Genomic DNA, 19,537 nt, shown 5'->3' on the forward strand with positions numbered 1-19,537 from the left:
GGCTCAAAAGCGCGCCAATCTCTCATTCTTTTTCCGGCGGAGGTTCATCCGCAGGCATAATTGTATCAGGCCCATGTCCGTCTTCATAGGGCACACTCTCATGATGCACTTGGGCGAGCCGGTCAACCATGCCAAGCGCGATTTCGCGCTCGCCCATGATGACGGTGTCGGCGCCATATTGCTTCAATTCATCGACCTCTGCATCGGAATGGGCGCGGGCGACGATGAGGATCGATGGATTGACGCTGCGCGCCTGCTCGGCGATGCGGCAGGCCTCAAAAGCGTTGGGGATGGCGATGGCAATGCTGCGGGCGCCGGAGAGATTGGCGAGATCGAGCGTTTCCCGCATCACCGCATTGCCCGCCAGGGTTTCGATACCCTGCACCTTCAGCTCGCCGATGCGCTTATCGGAGTCCTCAATGACGAGAAAAGGTGTGGCTGACGACTTGAGATTCTGTCCGACGATGCTGCCAACCCGCCCGTAGCCAACGAGAATGGCGTGGCCGCTGAGAGCAGTCGGGTGCACCTCGTCGTCTTCAGACGGCATCTCCTCCTGGGCTGCTATCGCATCTGCAGCGGGAGCAGGGTCGGCCACGGCGTCTTCGCGCTTTGCACCATCCAGCAGCGGCCGCATGCGGTCGCAGAGGAAGAACAGCAGCGGATTGAGGATGATCGAAATGATGGCGCCGGCCAGGATCAGGTCGCGGCCTTCCTCCGGCAACAGCCCGAGTTCGACGCCGAGGGCGGCGAGGATGAAGGAGAACTCGCCGATCTGGCCGAGGCTGGCCGAAATCGTCAGCGCCGTGCCGAGCGGCTTCTTGAAGGCGAGCACGATCAGCAGGGCGGCGACGGACTTGCCGATGACGATGATGAAGATGGTGGCCAGAATCGGCAGCGGCTTGTCGATCAGGATATTCGGATCGAACAGCATGCCGACCGAGACGAAGAACAGCACGGCGAAGGCATCGCGCAGCGGCAGGCTTTCCTGCGCGGCGCGATGGCTGAGTTCGCTTTCGGCCAGCACCATGCCGGCAAAGAAGGCGCCGAGCGCCAGCGACACGCCGAAGAGCTTCGCCGCGCCAAAGGCGACGCCGAGCGCGATCGCCAGCACGCCGAGCCGGAAGAGCTCGCGCGAACCGGTATGGGCGATGCGGTGCATCGTCCAGGGAATGAGCTTGCGGCCGAAGACCAGCATCAGCGCCACGAATAGCGCCACCTTCACCAGCGTCATGGCGATCATGCCGCCGATGCCGAGATCGAGGCCGAACAGGCGGCTGAGTGCGGCCGAGAGCGGCTCGACAGGAGCGTGGCCCTCGCCGCCGATGCTGGCGGCGGCCGGGATCAGCACCAGCGCCAGCACCATGGCGAGATCCTCGACGATCAGCCAGCCGACGGCGATCCTGCCGCGCTCCGTCTCGACAAGCCGCCGCTCCTGCAGCGCCTTCAACAGCACGACGGTGGAGGCGACCGAAAGCGCCAGGCCGAAGACCAGGCTGCCGCCGGTCGGCCAGCCCATGAAGGCGCCGAGTCCCCAGCCGAGCAGTGTCGCAAAGGCGATCTGCACGATCGCACCGGGCACGGCGATGCCGCGCACCGACAGCAGGTCTTTCAGGGAGAAATGCAGCCCGACGCCGAACATCAGCAGGATGACGCCGATTTCGGCCAACTCCGGCGCAAGGTTCTGATCTGCCACATAACCCGGCGTATGTGGCCCCACAAGCACGCCGGCGATGAGATAACCGACGAGCGGCGGCATCCGCAGCCGATGGGCGAAGGCGCCGAAGATGAAAGCCAGCACGAGACCGCCGACGATTGTCGAAATCAAGGGCGTATCGTGTGGCATCGTCGTCTCCCGATCTGGAAATCCCGTTCGTAATATGACATATATGGTCTATATCGACCAATATGGGCAACTTAAAATCATGGGTCAAGGCGCACGGGAAACAATTCTCACTCCCGCTCTCTGCCGCGCGGCACGCGGCCTGCTCGACTGGACCCAGACCGATCTTGCCGAAAGGGCCGCGGTCTCGCGCAGCACCATTCGCGACTACGAGGGACGGCACCACGACATCCACCGCGCGACGGAGGCGCAGCTGCGCCTCGCCTTCGAGGAGGGCGGCGTCAAATTCGTCGAGATCGAGGGAGCGGGCACCGGTCTCTGCCTGCCCAATCCAGCCGGCTGAATCGGTTCAGGGCGCCAGGCAGGCGGCAGAGACCTTGTAGGCGGAGAGCGTCTTGCCCTTGTAGTTGCCTTGCGTCGGCTGCCAGCTCTTCAGCACCTCGGGCGCCTCGGTGGCGCAGGTGAGGCCCCCGTCCGTCAGGAAAAGCACTTTGCCGGTAATCTCGGCCGGCAGCGCGAATTCCTGCTCGTAATAGCTCTCCGGAAGGCCCGCCGGCGCTCGCGCATAGATCCTGTAGGATGCGTCGCGGAGCGTATAGAAAAGATCGGCGACCATGTCGCGATCGTCGGTCACGATGATGTCGGTGCCCGCCTGACCGGCGAGTGCGGCAGCCTCGCGGCTGACCTCGGCGCGGCCGAGATAGCGCTTCATCAATTCGTCGCCGTTCGGCAGCAGCAACTGCTGCGGAAAGATCGTCGCCAGCGGAAAGAGCAGGGTGGCGATGCCGTTGATGGTGAGCGACAGTTTCAGCCCCTTCGGCCACATCCGGTAAAGCAGCCAGACGGCAAGGATGGTCCCGGCGACATAGGCGGTCACCGCCCAGTTGGCATAGGCCTTGGCGACCGTCGCCTGGAGCGTGATCAGCACCACCACCGGCATCGACAGCCAGACCAGCATCTTTTCCCGGTCGTCGCTCCTGCCCTTGATCATGCGGTACACCGCCCACAGCATCGCAAAGAAGATGATCGGCCCGACGACGCCGAACTGGGCGGAGAAGAATTCAAGCCCGCGACGGAGATTGATGCCGAGTTCGCTCCAATGGGCGATATCCTGCGTATGCCGCACCGTCGTGTTGTCGTGCTGCAGGTTCCACCAGAGGTTCGGCAAGGCGACGACCGCCGCGACGGCGACCGCGATGATGAAATCCCGAATGGCGATGCGCGCCGCCGGAATGAGCAGGAGGGCAATCGCGCCGCCCGGAACGACGAACAGCACGGCATATTTTGACAGGAAGGCGAGGCCGACCCCAAGGCCCATGACGAGCGCCAACCCGACCGAGCGTCGCTGCGTCAGGCCGAAATAGGCAAGCAGGGCGATCGCGATGAAGAACAGCAGGATGACGTCGGTCGAGAAGAACACCGAAGAAAGCGCCACACCGGGAAGGGTGATGTAGGTGGCGCCCGTCCAGCCTTCGATCTCCGGCCCGACGAAACGCTTTGCTATCTTCATCAGCACCAATGCTGCCGCCATGTGGATCAGCGGTCCGAGCAGCCTGATCCAATAGATGGCGTTGGAGCCGGAAAACTCGGTCATCGCCCGGATCACCCAGGCGATCATCGGCGGCTTGGAATAATAGCCGAGATCGAGATTCTGCGACCAGAACCAGTACTGCGCCTCATCGACGAAAAGGTCCGTCGCGTCAAAATTGAGCAGGACGACGCGCCAGAGCGTGAAGCCGAGAACGATGAGGAGACCAGATCTGGGGGACATGAACGAATAGTTCCGCTGACATGAAAGGCGCGAGTGCGATACACCAAAGGTGCCGGACTGCCAACGGGGAAGGGGCGGTCTACAGCATGTCGCACAAAACTGTGTAGCGGTTTTGCGATAACGACATGCGTTGGAAATAAAGAGCCGGAGCGCGAGGAGCGTATCTGAAAGCGCAACGCGCTTAGAACACCCGAAGCGTGCGGGTATCGCGGTGTGCAGCGAGAAAATCGAGGAGGGCGACGGCTGCAAGGAGCGTCATTGCTATCAAGCAGGAACCCAATCCGAGAACAATCATTGCTCTGTCCTTGTCGACGTCATGTCTTGGTTATCGACCGGCATATACCACGGAGCTTGCGTGTGCCTTGTAGCAGCCATGCAACTCCGCAACAGTATTTGCAGCCAACTGCCTTGAATTGCTTCAAAAGCCTGTCCTGCGAAAGGCTTATTAACCTTCAGGCAAGGAATTAACCATAAACATTGGTTTACACGTCGGAATGGGAAGATGCACTCGTTCCCACCAGGCATGACGCCGTCCCGCCGTACCGGGTTGATCCGGTATCCATCTCTTCAGACAGCTCCGAAACATAGCTGATCAGGGGGCTTCGATCCGCCGGTTGTAACCGGTGGTGAGAACCGTCTCCACGCTTCGCGTTCAACGGATGCTGCGCAGGTTTTTCGCCGGGCCGTCGCCCGGAATGTGGTTGGGGACAGGCATTGAGGCAGGACATGCCATCAGATCAGGCTCGTGGAGCGCAGGCAGGCAGCTTGCGCGACCGCCTGCGCTTTGCCGGTCTCGATGCTGACCAGTGCGAGCTGGTGCGCCGCAACCGGCCGGCCCTCGAAGCCCATTTGAAGGCGGGGCTCAGGGATCTCTTCCATCGATTCCAGTCGTTCCCCGACGCCTCGCGCAATTTCGAGAGCGAGCGTCAGGTCGAGCGCCTGCATGATCTGCAGTCCTCGCATTGGGACGTGCTGACGGATGCGCGGTTCGACAGTCTCTATGCCGAGCGCGTCAAGGTGCTCTCCGATACCGAAAACAAGATGGGCCTCGACCCGCGCTGGCACGTCGCCGGCCATGGCGTCATGCTGGAGCATGTCGTTTCCGGTCTTGCCCAGGAGATTGCCGGCCGTCCGCTGTTGCCGTCGGCCAAGCGCCGCAGCCGTGAAATCTCCGATCTGATGACGGCGATCATCCGAATCGTCATGGTCGATGTGGAAATTGCCGTCTCGCTGCGCTTCAACGCGCTGCGCGCCGCCCAGAGCCGCGCGCTCGCCGATCAGCGCGCCGACAACGAGGCTGAGATCGCCCGGATCTTCGGCGATGTCATCGAAGGTCTTTCTGCCCGCGACCTGACACGCCGCGCGCCCGTCGACGGCGACCATGCCGGGATCGCCGCCGCGCTGAATTGCGCGTTGGACGGACTTCAGGCGGAATTTGCCGCGATCACAGAGCGCACGCTCAAAGCCGAAGCGGCGACAGGCTCGCTTGCCGGCCTGTCCAGGCAATTCGCCGGCACGGCTTCCGGCCAGGCCGACCGGCTGCAGCTTTCCGCCGCCGCCCTTGCCGGCATTGCCGGCAGTGTTCGCGACGGTGCGGCCGACAGCCGCGCCGCCGAACAGGCAGCCGCCTCGACGCGCGCCGCCGTCGAGGAAAGCGGTGAGGTCGTCGGTCGCGCGATCAGCGCCATGGCCGATATCGAACAGTCGGCGGAAAAGATCGGCCAGATCATCGGCGCGATCGACGAGATCGCCTTCCAGACCAATCTTCTGGCGCTGAACGCCGGCATCGAAGCCGCGCGCGCCGGCGATTCCGGCCGGGGCTTTGCCGTCGTCGCCCAGGAAGTCCGCGCCCTTGCCCAGCGTTCGGCCGAAGCCGCCCGCGAGATCAAGACGCTGGTGACGACGACCAAGGCGCAGGTCGACGCCGGCGTGCAGATGGTCGGCCGCACACAGGATTCGATCGGCAGCATCGTGCGTCAGGTCACCGACATCAACGCCGCCATCGCCGGCATCGCAACGAGAACCGGCGAACATGCCGCAAGCCTCGACAGCGTCACATCAGACGTCAAGGGTCTGGGCGGCGAGGTGGCGGAGAGTGCCGGCCTGGCGGAGCGCTCGGCTGAGGGCGCCGACCACCTCCACACCGTCATTCTCGAGCTCGGCCAGACGGTTCGCGAGTTCCGCATCGCTCGGGAAAACGCCAATGCCGGGCGCCCGGCGCCGGTTCGCGCCGCACCGCCGCGCGCCATCGAAGCCTCTGCCCGTCCGGCACCGGTCGAAGACGCCTATGAAAATGATGATTTTGGCGTTCCGAAGCCCTTCGCAAGCGTCGGAGGTGGGCGGAATGTTTACTAACCTATCGGATGATTGCCTCAGCTCGTCTTCTCGAGCCGGGGACAAGGGGACAAGGAAAAGCTGATGGCAGCAAAGAAGAGTGGCAAGACGCTGGATTTGACAGCGGTGCTCGACCTCAACGAGGCTTCCGCCTTGCGCGACAAACTCCTCTCCCTCAGGGGCAGCGGCCTTTCGATCGACGCATCAGGCGTCGAACGGATCGGTGCTCTTTGCGCCCAGGTTCTGATGTCCGCCGAGAAGACCTGGGAACAGGACAAGCAGCCGTTCACCTTCTCCAAGGTGTCCGACGCATTTCAGAAAACCATGCAGCTGGTTGGCGTCAATATTGACCACCTGCTTGCCAAGGAGATTCGGCAATGAAGAAAAAAGTTCTTACCGTGGATGATTCCCGCACCATCCGAAACATGCTGCTCGTGACGCTGAACAATGCCGGCTTCGAGACGATCCAGGCGGAAGACGGCGTCGAAGGCCTCGAGGTTCTCGAAGAGTCCAATCCTGACGTCATCGTGACCGACATCAACATGCCGCGTCTCGACGGTTTCGGCTTCATCGAAGGTGTTCGCCGCAACGAGAAATACCGGGCCATCCCGATACTGGTCCTGACCACCGAAAGCGACGCGGAAAAGAAGAACCGCGCCCGCCAGGCCGGTGCCACGGGCTGGATCGTCAAGCCTTTTGACCCGGCCAAGCTGATCGATGCCATTGAGCGTGTAACCGCTTAAACCCAGGATTTGCTCCTATGGATATGAACGAAATCAAAGAGATCTTTTTCCAGGAGTGCGAGGAACAGCTCGCCGAGCTGGAATCCGGTCTTCTGAAAATGAATGATGGCGATCGCGATCCGGAAACCGTCAATGCGGTGTTCCGTGCCGTGCATTCGATCAAGGGTGGCGCCGGCGCCTTCGGCCTTGATGATCTGGTAGCCTTCGCCCATGTTTTCGAGACCACTCTCGATTGCGTTCGATCCAACAAGCTTGAGCCGACCCAGGACGTCCTGAAGGTGATGCTGAAGTCGGCCGACGTGCTGGCCGACCTGACGAATGCTGCGCGCGACGGCGGCAGTGTCGATGAAAGCCGCAGCCGCGGCCTCGTCAAGGAGCTCGAGGCGCTGGCCAACGGCGAGTTGCCGTCTCCTTCGGCATCGGCCGAGGCGCCCGCGCCGAAGGCTGCCGCAAAGCCCGCGGCCAAGGCCGCTCCAGCGCCGGCCGTCAAGCCGACGGATGACAGCGGCTTCCAGCCGATCCCCTTTTCCTTCGACGATTTTGGCGGCGAAGGCGATGCGGGCTCCGACCTGCCGACCTATGAAGTCATCTTCAAGCCGCGCTACGAACTCTATTCCAAGGGCAACGACGCGACCCTGCTGCTGCGCGATCTCTCGCGCCTCGGCGAAATGACCATCTATTGCAACACGGATGAGCTGCCGGGCCTCGAGGAACTCGATCCGGAAGGCGCTTATTTCTTCTGGAACGTCACGATCAAGACGGACAAGGGCGAGGACGCCATTCGCACCGTCTTCGAATTCGCCGAATGGGATTGCGAACTGACGGTGAAGCCGCTCGAGGAAGCAAGGGCTGACGCGACCAGCAACGACGAACTGCCGATGGTGCCGGTTCCCTTCGATCTGTCGATCCTGGATGAAACGGGCGCAACCGAAGAGGTTGCCGCCGACGCGCGCGCCGAAGAGACGGCCGCCGCCGTTGCCGCCGCCGAGACCGCGTCTAACGTCACGCAGATGGCCGCAGCCGCAGCCCGTGTCGAGAAGAAGGAATCGGCAGCCGCCGCAGCCGCCGCCGCAAGCGCTGCCGCCCAGAACAATGCCGCCGGCGCCGGCCAGACGATCCGCGTCGATCTCGACCGTGTCGACCGCCTCATCAACCTCGTCGGCGAATTGGTCATCAACCAGGCGATGCTGTCGCAGAGCGTCATCGAGAATGACACGACCGGCACCTCCTCGATCAATATGGGCCTCGAGGAGCTGCAGCAACTCACCCGCGAGATCCAGGACTCGGTCATGGCGATCCGCGCGCAGCCGGTGAAGCCGGTGTTCCAGCGCATGTCGCGTATCGTCCGCGAAATCGCCGACATGACCGGCAAGTCGATCCGCCTGATCACCGAAGGTGAAAACACCGAAGTCGACAAGACGGTCATCGACAAGCTGGCCGAGCCGCTGACCCACATGATCCGCAATGCCGTCGACCACGGCATCGAAACGCCCGAAAAGCGCGCAGCCGCCGGCAAGAACACCGAAGGCACGGTTCGCCTGACCGCCAAGCATCGTTCGGGACGCATCCTGATCGAGCTTGCCGACGACGGCGCCGGCATCAACCGCGAGAAGGTCCGCCAGAAGGCGATCGACAACGATCTCATTCCGGCCGATGCCAACCTTTCGGACGAGGAAATCGACAACCTGATCTTCCTGCCGGGCTTCTCGACGGCCGACAAGATCTCCGACATCTCCGGCCGCGGCGTCGGCATGGACGTCGTCAAACGTTCGATCCAGGCGCTCGGCGGCCGCATCAACATCACCTCGAAGCCGGGTCACGGCTCGGTCTTCACCATGAGCCTGCCGCTGACGCTCGCCGTTCTCGACGGCATGGTGGTCACCGTTGCCGGCCAGACGCTGGTCGTGCCGCTGACGGCGATCGTCGAAACCCTGCAGCCGGAAGCGGCCGCGATCCACTCCTTCGGTGCCAACCACCGGCTGATCTCGATCCGCAACTCGTTCTGCCCGCTGGTCGATGTCGGCCGCATCCTGAACTTCCGTGCGACCCAGGCCAATCCTGTCGAGGGCGTGGCGCTTCTGGTGGAATCCGAAGGCGGCGGCCAGCGCGCCCTGATGGTCGATGCCATCCAGGGTCAGCGCCAAGTGGTCATCAAGAGCCTGGAGGCCAACTACACCCACGTGCCGGGCATTGCCGCCGCCACCATTCTCGGTGACGGGCGCGTGGCTCTCATCCTCGATGTCGACGCGGTTGTCGGCGCCTCGCGCGGCCAGTCGCTCAAAGCGGAAATGTCGTTAGCAGCGGTAGGGTAAGGGAATGTCGTACACTGTAAAAAATCTGAACGAGGGGGATCGCGAACTGATCGCGTTCCGCATCGGGGATCAGGAATTTTGCGTGAACATCATGTCGGTTCGCGAAATCCGGGGCTGGACCCCGGCGACCGCGATGCCGCACTCGCCTGCCTATATGCTTGGTGTCATCAACCTGCGCGGCGCGGTGCTGCCGATCATCGATCTGGCCGCCCGGCTGGGGATGAAGCCGGCCGATCCGACTGCCCGTCATGTCATCATCGTCGCCCAGGTCCGGCGCAAGGTCGTCGGTCTTCTGGTCGACGCCGTCTCCGATATCCTGACGGTGACCGACGAAACCATCCAGCCGACGCCCGAGATCTCCTCCGAACTCGAGCGTCAATTTGCCCGCGGTATTCTCGCCATCGAGAAGCGCATGATCTGCCTGATCGAACTCGAATCCCTCTTTTCAGAGACCGAAAGCGAAGCCGCATGAGTGTAATGGGCGCAAAAGATCAAAGGCAGGGATCCGACGAGGTCCTGGCGAGCGGAGAATATCCGCTGACGCGCCGCGACCTCACGGAGATCGCCGCGATGATCTATTCGGATGCCGGCATCTTCCTCAATGAGACGAAGGCGTCGCTCGTCTATTCGCGCCTGTCGAAACATATCCGCAATCTCGGCCTGTCCGGCTTCCGGGAATATTGCGACCTCGTCGCTTCGCCGGCCGGCGCCCCGGCGCGCCGTGAGATGCTGTCGCATCTGACCACCAATTTCACCCGCTTCTTCCGCGAAAACCACCATTTCGACCATCTGCGCGACCATGTCCTGCCGGAGCTGCTGCAGCGGGCGAGATCGGGCGGCAGGGTGCGCATCTGGTCGGCGGCTTCCTCCGACGGCCAGGAACCCTATTCGATCGCGCTGACCGTGCTGTCGCTGATGCCGAATGTCGCCGATTACGACTTCAAGATTCTGGCGACCGACATCGACCCGAAGATCCTGGCGATCGCCCGGGCCGGCGCCTATGACGAGAACGCGCTCGAAACCGTTTCGCCGGCCATGCGCAAGCAATGGTTCAGCGAAGTCGAGGTGCAGGGCCGCAGGAAGTTCCAGGTCGACGACCGCGTCAAGCGGCTGATCACCTACAACGAGCTGAACCTGATGGCGCAATGGCCGTTCAAGGGCAAGTTCGACGTCATCTTCTGCCGCAACGTCGTCATCTATTTCGATGAGCCGACACAGATGAAGATCTGGCAGCGTTTCGCCGGCCTGCTGCCGGAAGGCGGTCATCTCTATATCGGCCATTCCGAGCGTGTTTCAGGCGAGGCAAAACACGTCTTCGACAATATCGGCATCACGACCTATCGCTATACGACCAAGGGTCTCGGGAGGAAGGCATGAGCGCTCCGGCAAGGGTTCTCGTTGTTGACGACTCGCCGACGATGCGCGGGTTGATCACTGCCGTCCTGAGTTCCGATCCCGAGGTCAACGTCATCGGCCAGGCCGGCGACGCGCTGGAAGCGCGCGAGGCGATCAAGCGGCTGAACCCGGACGTCGTGACCCTCGACATCGAGATGCCGAACATGAACGGTCTCGATTTCCTCGAGAAGATCATGACGCTGCGCCCGATGCCGGTGATCATGGTCTCCACCATGACCCATCGCGGCGCCGAGGCGACGCTTGCGGCGCTGGAGATCGGTGCGTTCGACTGTGTCGGCAAGCCGGGTCCGGGCGAACTCAGGCCCTTCGGCGACCTCGCCGAGAAGGTCAAGGCCGCCGCGCGCACGCAGCGCCAGTTCTCGCAGCCCACCGCCGCGCCAACGCCACCGCCCTCCGTCGCCGATTTCCGCGTCGGCCGTAAGATCGTCGCCATCGGCTCGTCAACCGGCGGCGTTGAAGCGCTGATTGCCGTGCTGCAGAAATTTCCGGCCAATTGCCCGCCGACGGTCATCACCCAGCATATGCCGCCGACCTTCACCAAGAGCTTCGCCGAACGGCTGAACCGCCTCTGTGCCCCGGTGGTGCAGGAAGCGACCGATGGGGCCCGCCTCGAAATCGGCAAGATCTATCTGGCCCCTGGCGGCGAGCGTCACCTTCAGGTCAGCGGCGCCTCGGCGCCGTCCTGCCGCCTCGTCGACCGTGCGCCGGTCAATGGCCACCGCCCATCCGTGGACGTGCTGTTCGATTCGGTCGCGGAACTGGCGGGCCGCAACGCCGTCGGCGTGATTTTGACCGGAATGGGCCGCGATGGCGCCGCCGGATTGTTGAAAATGCGCCACGCCGGCGCCAGAACGCTCGGCCAGAACGAAAAAACCTGTGTCGTTTACGGAATGCCAAGGGTTGCCCACGAACTTGGCGCCGTTGAGCAGCAGCTGCCGCTGTCTGCCATCGGTGAAGAAATATTGAAAATGACAGCCGCCCGAAAGGAAGGGACCGAATAAATGTCGATCGCGGAGAAAATCAAAGTTCTGATCGTCGATGATCAGGTAACGAGCCGATTGCTGCTCAGCGACGCGCTGACCCAGCTCGGTTTCAAACAGATCACGTCGGCCGGCGACGGCGAGCAGGGCATGAAGATCATGGCCGAGCAGCCGCACCACCTGGTGATCTCGGACTTCAACATGCCGAAGATGGATGGCATCGGCTTCCTGCAGGCCGTGCGCACCAACCCGAACACCAAGAAGGCGGCCTTCATCATCCTCACCGCTCAGGGTGACCGCGCACTGGTACAGAAGGCGGCCCAGCTCGGCGCCAACAACGTGCTCGCCAAGCCGTTCACGATCGAGAAGATGAAAGCGGCCATCGAAGCCGTGTTTGGAGCCCTGAAATGATCACTGAGGGGGCAGCCCGCCGCGTGCACATCATTCAGGGCGAGTACAAGGTTCTGAGCGATCCGAATGCGGTCCTCTCGACCATTCTCGGTTCGTGCGTGGCTGCGTGTCTCAGAGACCCCATCGCCGGCGTCGGCGGCATGAACCACTTCCTGCTGCCCGGTTCGGCGACCTCGCCGACATCAGGCGGCGATGCCACGCGCTACGGCGTGCATCTGATGGAACTGCTGATCAACGGTCTCCTGAAGCAGGGCGCCCGGCGCGACCGGCTGGAGGCAAAGATCTTCGGCGGCGCGAAGACGATCTCGACATTCTCCAATGTCGGTGAGCAGAACGCGGCCTTCGCCGTGCAGTTCCTGAGGGATGAAGGCATTCCGGTGGTTGGTTCCTCCACCGGCGGAGAGCATGGACGCAAGCTTGAATATTGGCCGGTCTCCGGTCGTGCGCGGCAATACCCCCTGACCGGCGCCGAAACGCAGAGAACCGTCGCTCTCGAGCAGCGTCCCGCCGCTCCGCAGAAGCCCGTCGAAACCAGTATCGAATTTTTTTGATGGCGAGGATTTTCATATGACATTTAACCCGGTGATGGAGCCGCCTGCGCCCGTCGAAGCGCTGAGCGACATCCTGATGCGCATCGTTTCGGAACTGCACGACGTCGCCTATCTGATCGAGCGCATCGAGCCACAGCTTCTCGAACTCGGCGGCGCGGAAATCCTGAATTCGCCGGATGCCATGAAGGTCATGCAGGGCATTGATCTCGCCGTGCAGAAATCGCGCGGCCTTGCCGAATTCATCGACACCATCACCGGCGAAATCCCGCACGGCTGGTCGGTCGACGTCGCAACCGCGCTCAGCCTCGTCAAGCTGGCCGAGATGCAGAAGGCATTGGGCGGCGCCACCCGCCACGGCCATTCCCAGCCATTGAGCAAGGCAGCCGGCGACTTCGATTTCTTCTAAAGCACCTCGCGCCAAACCGGATTCATGCGACGCGCTTTTATGCAGGTCGCTATCCCAAAATCACCGTTCTCTTTCGGGCGATGGCATTAGGCCTTTTCGCTCGCGCATGCGCTTCACGAAACGCTCGCACAAGTTTCGCCGACTATTCGTCTGATGAGGCAATAAGCCTGCTTTGTCTTTGACGGATCGTGCGAGAACAGAATGAATCTGTTAAATCAATTAGTTCAGATCTTTAAGAACTTCGGCTCCCTGGGCCGAACGCGCCTGATGATTCTTGGAGGCGTCGGTGCCGTTTCCATCGCAATCGTCCTTGCGGCCGCCCTTTTCGTCAACAAGCCGGCACAGGAAACGCTCTATGTCGGTCTGGATTCGCCGGATCTCAATCAGATCAGCATGGCGCTTGCCGAAGCCAACATCGATTTCCAGGTCGGCACGGACGGTTCCAGCATCAGCGTCCCCGCGGGGTTGACGGGCAAGGCCCGGCTGATGCTTGCCGAGCGCGGCCTGCCGAACAGCGCCAATGCCGGTTACGAACTTTTCGACAACGTCGGCTCCCTCGGCCTGACCTCCTTCATGCAGGAGGTGACGCGGGTTCGAGCGCTGGAAGGCGAAATCGCCCGTACCATCCAATCGATCTCGGGTATAACAGCCGCGCGAGTCCATATCGTCATGCCGGAGGTCGGAAACTTCCGGAAGGCCGAGCAGAAGCCGACCGCCTCCGTCATGATTCGCGCCAGCGCCACCGCCGGGCGCAGCGCGGCGACCTCGATCCGCCACCTCGTCGCCTCGGCCGTGCCGGGGCTTGACATCGATGACGTGACGATCCTCGATTCCGCCGGTCAGCTGCTTGCATCCGGCGACGAGGCGAGCAACAGCTCGCTGAACCGCTCGCTCAACATCGTCCAGAACGTCCAGCAGGAAGTCGAATCCAACATCGACAAGGCGCTGGCGCCCTTCCTCGGCATGGACAACTTCCGCTCCAGCGTTACCGCCGACCTCAACACCGACGCCCAGCAGATCCAGGAAACGACCTACGATCCCGAATCCAAGGTCGAACGCTCGGTGCGCTCGACGAAGGAAGCCCAGCAGTCGCAGCAGAAGACATCCGATAGCGCGACGACGGTCGAGCAGAACATCCCGCAGGCGGCTCCCGAGGCCGGCGGTTCCGCCGGGCCGGAATCGCAGGACAAGTCCGACAAGCGCGAAGAGCAGACGAACTACGAAATCAACAGCAGGACGACGGCGACGACCCGCAACAGCTACAAGGTCGAGAAGCTGTCGATCGCCGTGGTGGTCAACAAGGGCCGCATCGCCAAGATGGTTGGCGAACCTGCCGATCAGGCCAAGATCGACGCCTATCTTGCCGAGATGCAGAAGATCGTCACTTCGGCGGCCGGCATCGACGCCAAGCGCGGCGACGTCGTCACCGTCACGGCCATGGACTTCCTCGAGAACCAGCTGCTCGAAGACGCCACCGGTGGTGTCCGCGTCATGGACATGCTGAGCCGCAACCTTGCCGGCATCATCAACTCGCTCGCCTTCGTCGCGGTCGCCTTCGTGGTGGTCTGGATGGGCCTGCGGCCTCTAGTGCGCAGCGTCAGCGGCAACGGCGGCGGCTCGGTTCTCGGCGACGCCACGCCGGAAGCGGCCGGCCTCGAGCTTCCCGACTTCGCGCCCGCGGCAGGAGCGTCCGGAGGTGCTCTCATGGACGGCTTCGGGTCCGACTTCGGCTTCGACAGCACCGAGGACCTGCTCAGCCTCGGCGACGACGACGGAAACTTCAACCGTCGCGTCAAGGAAGGCCCGGAACGCAAACTCTCTCGCATGGTCGAAATCAACGAGGAGCGCGCCGCGAAAATCCTCCGGAAATGGGCGATCGACGACGCAGCGTAAGGGAAAGGCCGGGCAACCGGCCTTTTTTTATGTCGGTAGCAGGCACTATGTCCTGCAGCGGGATGTATCGGTTCCCGCAAAGCAAATGACGGCCAGCGCCAGCAATTCGAATAGGATATAGGCCTGACTGCAGTGAATACCGCTTTAGAGAAATTTGTTGAGGCATACTCGCGTAAAACGCGAATCAAGTTGCGGTACAGCCAGAATCACCTTAGCCTCCCCTATATCTTGAAGGGCGCGAATGGTGCTCGAATCAGTGCATGGACGGCAGTTGATGTAAATCCCTAGAAGTCGGAGATGGTGATTTACATCGGCTGGCTTACCCTTAGGTGATTCGAAATGGGATTCGAGCGGGACTTGAATTGAATCCTTTACAGAAAAATTGCTGTTGCACCGAGTTTGATCGTTTCTCAGCCGCAGGACGTTGCCAATGGATATGAACATACTTCAGGCGAGCAAGGGCGAGAGGCAGATGGCGAATTTCGCGAGCGCGGTGGCGCCGGGTCTATTACCGCGCGATGAAGTGATCCAGCGCCTGCACGGTGTCGCCGACACTGGAAGGTTGCAGTCCGGTCTGCGCGCGCTGACGGAGTATGTAGGTGCTTCGCACTATCTTCTGGCGCGCTGCGATCTCATTCAGGAAAGCGGCCTCGATTTCATCGTTTCGTCCGATTGGCCTTTCGATCTGGTCAAGGACATCGCCAATGATCTGGTCAGCGGCTATGCCCGTTCGACCGAGCTGGAAAAATGCATGCAGGTCTTCCAGCCGAATTTTGCTCTTCTGCCGGATAGTGCCGATGTGCCGGACGGCGCCAGCCGCCAATATTGTTCATTGACCTTCAATGTCGGCCGGTCGCGGCTGGCCTTGATGTTCCTATTCGGCGAAGGGTTCATCCTTTCGCCGGAGCGCCTGCGCGATGTGGGCCTGCTTGCAGGTTATGTCGCGAGCTTCCTTCGCTGCGGTGGCACGAAGGTCGATCGCGATTTCGAATTGACGGACCGCGAGCTCGAATGCCTGTTCTGGATCGCCGAGGGCAAGACCAGCGACGAGATCGCGATGATCCTTGGAATCTCCCGCAATACCATCAACAACTACATCACCAGCGTGATGCGCAAGACGGCGACCAAGACCCGCTCCGAAGCCATTGCCTTCGCCGTCCGCAATAATCTCGTATAGGGGGATCCATGGCACATTCACCAGGCAGGACGATGAGCAGCGCCGAGCAGCTGCGCATGGTGCGTGTGAACAGGATTTCCAGCCGGTCCGATCTTTTTCCGCGGCTGATCGCCATGCAGAAGCTCGCCGATGCGCAAGGCTTTGCGATCTTCCGCGTCAGCGGCTCGGGCCTTCCGGCAAAGCAGCGCCTGGTCTGCGAGCTCGAGAACTGGGGCTCTTCCAATGCCGGTTTCGGCAAGGCCTTCATCGATGCCTACAGCGATATCCTTCTCGACCATATCGACAAGTCGCTGCTGCCGCTCTCATGGGCCGGCGGTCACGATCGCCCGGCGCCCGGCCCGGCCGACTTCTCGCCGTTCATGACACGGCTGCAGAACGGTATTCTGCCTTTCTCCGGCCTTGCCTTTCCGGTGCGGCTCGGCGCCGTCGGCAATGGTTTCATCCTCTTCACCGGCGATGAGATCGATCCGTCGAGCGATACCATCGTCGAACTGCACGGTCGCTGCTGCCATATCATGATGGATCTGCTCTCGCTCGATGAACGCCGAACGGCTGCCGCCGAGGCGTTGAGCGAACGCGAGATCGCCTGTCTGCAGCTTGCCGGCGACGGCCGCATCAGCGAAGAGATCGCCGACAAGCTCGGCCTGTCGGTGCACACCGTCAACGCCTATCTCGGCTCGGCGACCATCAAGCTCGATTCCGTCAATCGCATACAGGCGATCGCCAAGGCGATCCGGCTCGGCTACATCAGCTGAACCCGCGCCGTTCTTCTATCCAATGTGGATGAATGCTCGATTGTCTTGAGGGGACGTCAGCCGGCCAGCGCCCGAGGCGGTTGGTTGACGTTGTAACGGGCTTCCCGGAGGCTCTTTTCGAGAAAGACGGTATTCTCGTCAGGATCGGCCGATGGATCCTGGAAAGCGATATGATTGATCTCGATGCCGGCGTGATCTTCGGCAAGGGTGAGCTGGGCATAGACGGTGACGCCGCGTGGCTTGATTTCCAGATCGAGAACGACCTCGGGCTTACCGCCCCACTCCAGCGTATAGTTGCCGCCCAGGCCGAAATTCACTGTGCCCGGATGGAAGAAAAGCTCCGCCGCCGACGCGACGAGATCGGAAAGGTTGCCGTAATACTCGAAGCGCAGCAGTGAAATAAGGTCAGAGGCATCCAGAAGGCGCAGTTCCGTGGCGACCGGGCTGATCGCAACGGCGAGGATCTTTTCACGCTGGGTAGAGTGGGGGCATTTTTTCATTCGGCTTATCTTACCCGTTTGTTCTTGGCGTCTGCGGCGTAGACCCGGTGGATCAGCTCCGCAACGGCCTTGTAGAAGACTGACGGTATGACACTATCGATCGAGACTTGCGCAAACATGGAGCGCGCAAGCGGAGGATCCTCGAACACCGGTATGCCGTTCTGCTCGGCGATCTCCCTGATTTTGAGCGCGACGAGGTCCTGGCCCTTGGCCAGCACCACCGGTGCGTCGTTTTCTTCACGCGCGTAACGCAGCGCCACGGCATAGTGCGTCGGGTTGGCGATGACGAGCGTCGCCCGGTGCACATTGTTGATCATGCGCCGGCGCGCGCGGTCGCGCATCAGCGAGCGCTGCCGGCCCTTGACGAAGGGGTCGCCCTGCGCCTGCTTGTTTTCTTCCTTCACCTCGTGGCGCGTCATCTTCAGTTCGGTGAACCAGTGATGGCGCGTCCAGAAAAGATCGGCGATCGCCACGATCGCGGTGGCGATCAACATGACGATGATGATCTTGCGCATCGCCGTCGTCGTCCGCACGAGGATGGTCTGCGGATCGGAGAACATCGCGTCGATCGAGCTGAAATATTCGCTTCTCATCACGAAGAACAGGATGATGCCGACGATGACGACCTTGAACAGCGACTTTCCGAATTCGATGAGGCCGGGCAGGCTGAACAGCCGCGTCCAGCCTTTGACCGGGGAGATGCGCGAGAACTGCGGCCGGATACGTTCGAGCACCGGTGTCGGCAGGTTCTGGAAGACGGCGGAGGCGATGCCGAACACCATGAACAGGATGAAGGCGGGCGCCACCAGCGCCGCACTTGCCCAGCCGATCCGGACGAACAGCGATAGGATATCCGGCCCCGTCTCGATTTTCCATTGGTCGGGCTGCTCGAAGATGTCGCGCAGCGTTTCCGTCATGCGCCCGACGCTGTCGGGGAGGAAGAACACCAGATAGATGTAGGTGGCGAGAATGGTCGCGAAGATCGACAGCTCGCGCGAAAACGGCACGTTGCCTTTTTCCGCGGCATCGGTTTGCTTTTTCGCGGTCGGGGCTTCTGTTTTGCTGTCCTTGTCATCGTCTGCCAAGTCGCGGCCCTCCGTCAAAGAAATAGGCTGCAGCTAATGCATGCCGCCCAAAATGTGCAGCGGTTTTGGGATGACGACATGCATCAAAACAAAGACCCAAAGCGCGTCGCAGGAACCGGGTTCTCTGCGACGCGCTTTGGAGCGCAGCCTATTGCTGGAAGGGTAGTCGCCTGTGGCACGGCGATCAACAGCTGCCGTACGGCATGCCGGATTTGTCAACAGTCTCGAAGTGCCGATGCATGCAACGGGAAAACGACGTGCACAATAGACGGAGCGAAAACGAGTCGCATGAATCAGCGCACTGCGACGCGTTTTAGGCGGCTGCCGAAGCGTCGCCTTCCTTCTCCTTGAGTTCGATCTGGCCGGAATTGGCCAGGCGAATCGCTTCCTGCGCCACGGCGCGGCGGGCAATCGCGATCTCGCGCGGATTGACGCCGCCCATGCCGCTCTGCAGATCCGATTCGATCATGCGGCGCTGGCGTGGGCTGATGGCCGAGAGAACCGATTCGCGGATCTCGGGGGGCGACCCGCGCAGCGCGACGGTGAGCACATCCGTCGAAATGTCGTTGAGCAGCAAGACGCGGCTGCGCTGCGGCATGTACATGAGGTCTTCGAAGAGGAAGATCTTCGGGCGGACCTTGTTGACCGATTCGCGGCTGATCGATTCGAGCGAGGTGAGCAGCGTGTCGACCTGCGGCTTGTCGAGTTCGTTCATGAGATCGGCGACCTTCGTCGAGCCGGCCGCATTGCGCTCTGCCTCGACCTCGGCAAGCAGCGTCATGACCTGGTTCTCGATGATCTGCGCGGCCTTCGGGCTGACCGTCTTCATGTTGACCGTTCTGTTCATGATGTCGGCGCGACGATTGTCGGGGAGTTGCAGCAGCACCTTGGCGCCGAAGTTGGAAGGCATCATCGAAAGAATATAGGCGACGGTCTGCGGATGTTCGCGCAGCAGGAACTGTGCGACGAATGTCGGCTCCGCTTCGCTGAGGCGATCCCAGATCGAGGTTTCATAGGCTTGGAATGCGGTGCGACGGCCAAGCAGGCTGTCGACCTCGTCGGGCGTCAGGCCTTCTTCGAGAATGGCCTCGATCGCCTTGGCGTTGTCCATCAGTCCGGCGCCCTCGGTGAAGAGGTCCTCGAACTCGGCGACGAGCAGCAGCAGTTCATCCGGCGGAATGGCACGAAGCGACTGGGCGGATGAGATAATGGTCTGAAGTTCGGCCTGGGTGAAATACTTCAGCAGCCGGCCGGCGACGCCCTTTCCCATAGCGAGAAGAACAGCCGCCGCCTTTTCAGCCTGGGTCAACGGTTTCCCGGCTAGCGCGCCGCCGAAATCGTCAAAGTCCATCATGGTCTAACC

Annotated in this window: 19 protein-coding genes; 14 read left to right on the plus strand and 5 right to left on the minus strand. The window is 61.8% G+C overall.

What is annotated here, in order from left to right; translation table 11 throughout:
• Positions 1–22: 22 nt before the first annotated feature.
• On the minus strand, positions 23–1,843 hold the full coding sequence (gene ybaL, locus EEQ99_RS24750) for a YbaL family putative K(+) efflux transporter (protein ID WP_028755573.1): 1,821 nt from the start codon (positions 1,841–1,843) through the stop codon (positions 23–25).
• A 34-nt stretch (positions 1,844–1,877) separates the two neighbouring features.
• Here ybaL and EEQ99_RS24755 point away from each other — a divergent pair, with 34 nt between their 5' ends.
• Positions 1,878–2,183, plus strand: coding sequence for a helix-turn-helix transcriptional regulator (locus tag EEQ99_RS24755; RefSeq protein WP_028755572.1), 306 nt, complete (start codon positions 1,878–1,880; stop codon positions 2,181–2,183).
• Between the two features lie 6 nt (positions 2,184–2,189).
• Here EEQ99_RS24755 and EEQ99_RS24760 read toward each other — a convergent pair whose 3' ends face one another.
• Positions 2,190–3,611 carry an ArnT family glycosyltransferase gene (locus EEQ99_RS24760; protein ID WP_127431239.1) on the minus strand — a complete coding sequence of 474 codons (1,422 nt, stop codon included), beginning with the start codon at positions 3,609–3,611 and terminating at the stop codon, positions 2,190–2,192.
• A gap of 726 nt (positions 3,612–4,337) precedes the next feature.
• Here EEQ99_RS24760 and EEQ99_RS24765 point away from each other — a divergent pair.
• The 13 genes from EEQ99_RS24765 to visR all read left to right on the plus strand — a co-directional run bounded on the left by EEQ99_RS24765 (position 4,338) and on the right by visR (position 16,589).
• Positions 4,338–5,966 carry a globin-coupled sensor protein gene (locus EEQ99_RS24765; RefSeq protein ID WP_127431240.1) on the plus strand — a complete coding sequence of 543 codons (1,629 nt, stop codon included), beginning with the start codon at positions 4,338–4,340 and terminating at the stop codon, positions 5,964–5,966.
• 63 nt (positions 5,967–6,029) lie between these two features.
• Positions 6,030–6,326, plus strand: coding sequence for an STAS domain-containing protein (locus tag EEQ99_RS24770; RefSeq protein ID WP_003545491.1), 297 nt, complete (start codon positions 6,030–6,032; stop codon positions 6,324–6,326).
• Complete coding sequence (gene cheY1, locus EEQ99_RS24775; RefSeq protein WP_003570362.1) at positions 6,323–6,688, plus strand: chemotaxis response regulator CheY1; 366 nt, start codon at positions 6,323–6,325, stop codon at positions 6,686–6,688. The genes EEQ99_RS24770 and cheY1 overlap by 4 nt, the downstream gene beginning before the upstream one ends.
• A gap of 17 nt (positions 6,689–6,705) precedes the next feature.
• On the plus strand, positions 6,706–9,000 hold the full coding sequence (locus EEQ99_RS24780) for a chemotaxis protein CheA (RefSeq protein WP_047615218.1): 2,295 nt from the start codon (positions 6,706–6,708) through the stop codon (positions 8,998–9,000).
• A gap of 4 nt (positions 9,001–9,004) precedes the next feature.
• Positions 9,005–9,472, plus strand: a complete 468-nt coding sequence (locus EEQ99_RS24785; protein WP_028755568.1) for a chemotaxis protein CheW — start codon at positions 9,005–9,007, stop codon at positions 9,470–9,472.
• Positions 9,469–10,377, plus strand: coding sequence for a protein-glutamate O-methyltransferase CheR (gene cheR, locus EEQ99_RS24790; RefSeq protein ID WP_028755567.1), 909 nt, complete (start codon positions 9,469–9,471; stop codon positions 10,375–10,377). The genes EEQ99_RS24785 and cheR overlap by 4 nt, the downstream gene beginning before the upstream one ends.
• Positions 10,374–11,417, plus strand: a complete 1,044-nt coding sequence (gene cheB / locus EEQ99_RS24795; RefSeq protein ID WP_047613585.1) for a protein-glutamate O-methylesterase CheB — start codon at positions 10,374–10,376, stop codon at positions 11,415–11,417. The genes cheR and cheB overlap by 4 nt, the downstream gene beginning before the upstream one ends.
• Positions 11,418–11,807: a response regulator gene (locus EEQ99_RS24800; protein ID WP_003556488.1), complete on the plus strand. Its 390-nt coding sequence runs from the start codon at positions 11,418–11,420 to the stop codon at positions 11,805–11,807.
• On the plus strand, positions 11,804–12,358 hold the full coding sequence (gene cheD / locus EEQ99_RS24805; protein ID WP_028755565.1) for a chemoreceptor glutamine deamidase CheD: 555 nt from the start codon (positions 11,804–11,806) through the stop codon (positions 12,356–12,358). The genes EEQ99_RS24800 and cheD overlap by 4 nt, the downstream gene beginning before the upstream one ends.
• A 16-nt stretch (positions 12,359–12,374) precedes the next feature.
• The gene (gene cheT / locus EEQ99_RS24810; RefSeq protein WP_028755564.1) at positions 12,375–12,764 is read left to right on the plus strand and encodes a chemotaxis protein CheT; all 390 of its coding nucleotides are present in this window, start codon (positions 12,375–12,377) and stop codon (positions 12,762–12,764) included.
• A gap of 201 nt (positions 12,765–12,965) precedes the next feature.
• Entirely contained in the window at positions 12,966–14,657 is a 1,692-nt protein-coding gene (fliF, locus tag EEQ99_RS24815; RefSeq protein WP_028755563.1) for a flagellar basal-body MS-ring/collar protein FliF, read from the plus strand.
• 430 nt (positions 14,658–15,087) lie between these two features.
• Positions 15,088–15,834, plus strand: a complete 747-nt coding sequence (visN, locus tag EEQ99_RS24820) for a transcriptional regulator VisN (protein WP_028755562.1) — start codon at positions 15,088–15,090, stop codon at positions 15,832–15,834.
• Between the two features lie 8 nt (positions 15,835–15,842).
• Positions 15,843–16,589, plus strand: a complete 747-nt coding sequence (visR, locus tag EEQ99_RS24825) for a transcriptional regulator VisR (RefSeq protein WP_097622997.1) — start codon at positions 15,843–15,845, stop codon at positions 16,587–16,589.
• 56 nt (positions 16,590–16,645) lie between these two features.
• Here the strand turns inward: visR and EEQ99_RS24830 are convergent, their stop codons facing one another.
• The 3 genes from EEQ99_RS24830 to fliG all read right to left on the minus strand — a co-directional run bounded on the left by EEQ99_RS24830 (position 16,646) and on the right by fliG (position 19,528).
• Positions 16,646–17,089 carry a hypothetical protein gene (locus tag EEQ99_RS24830; protein WP_028755560.1) on the minus strand — a complete coding sequence of 148 codons (444 nt, stop codon included), beginning with the start codon at positions 17,087–17,089 and terminating at the stop codon, positions 16,646–16,648.
• 5 nt (positions 17,090–17,094) lie between these two features.
• Positions 17,095–18,174 (minus strand): flagellar biosynthesis protein FlhB, encoded by a 1,080-nt coding sequence (gene flhB, locus EEQ99_RS24835; RefSeq protein ID WP_097544543.1) that lies wholly within the window; start codon positions 18,172–18,174, stop codon positions 17,095–17,097.
• Positions 18,175–18,487: 313 nt separating this feature from the next.
• The gene (gene fliG / locus EEQ99_RS24845; protein WP_028755558.1) at positions 18,488–19,528 is read right to left on the minus strand and encodes a flagellar motor switch protein FliG; all 1,041 of its coding nucleotides are present in this window, start codon (positions 19,526–19,528) and stop codon (positions 18,488–18,490) included.
• Between the last annotated feature and the right edge of the window lie 9 nt (positions 19,529–19,537).

Source organism: Rhizobium anhuiense (assembly GCF_003985145.1).
Lineage (GTDB): Bacteria > Pseudomonadota > Alphaproteobacteria > Rhizobiales > Rhizobiaceae > Rhizobium > Rhizobium anhuiense.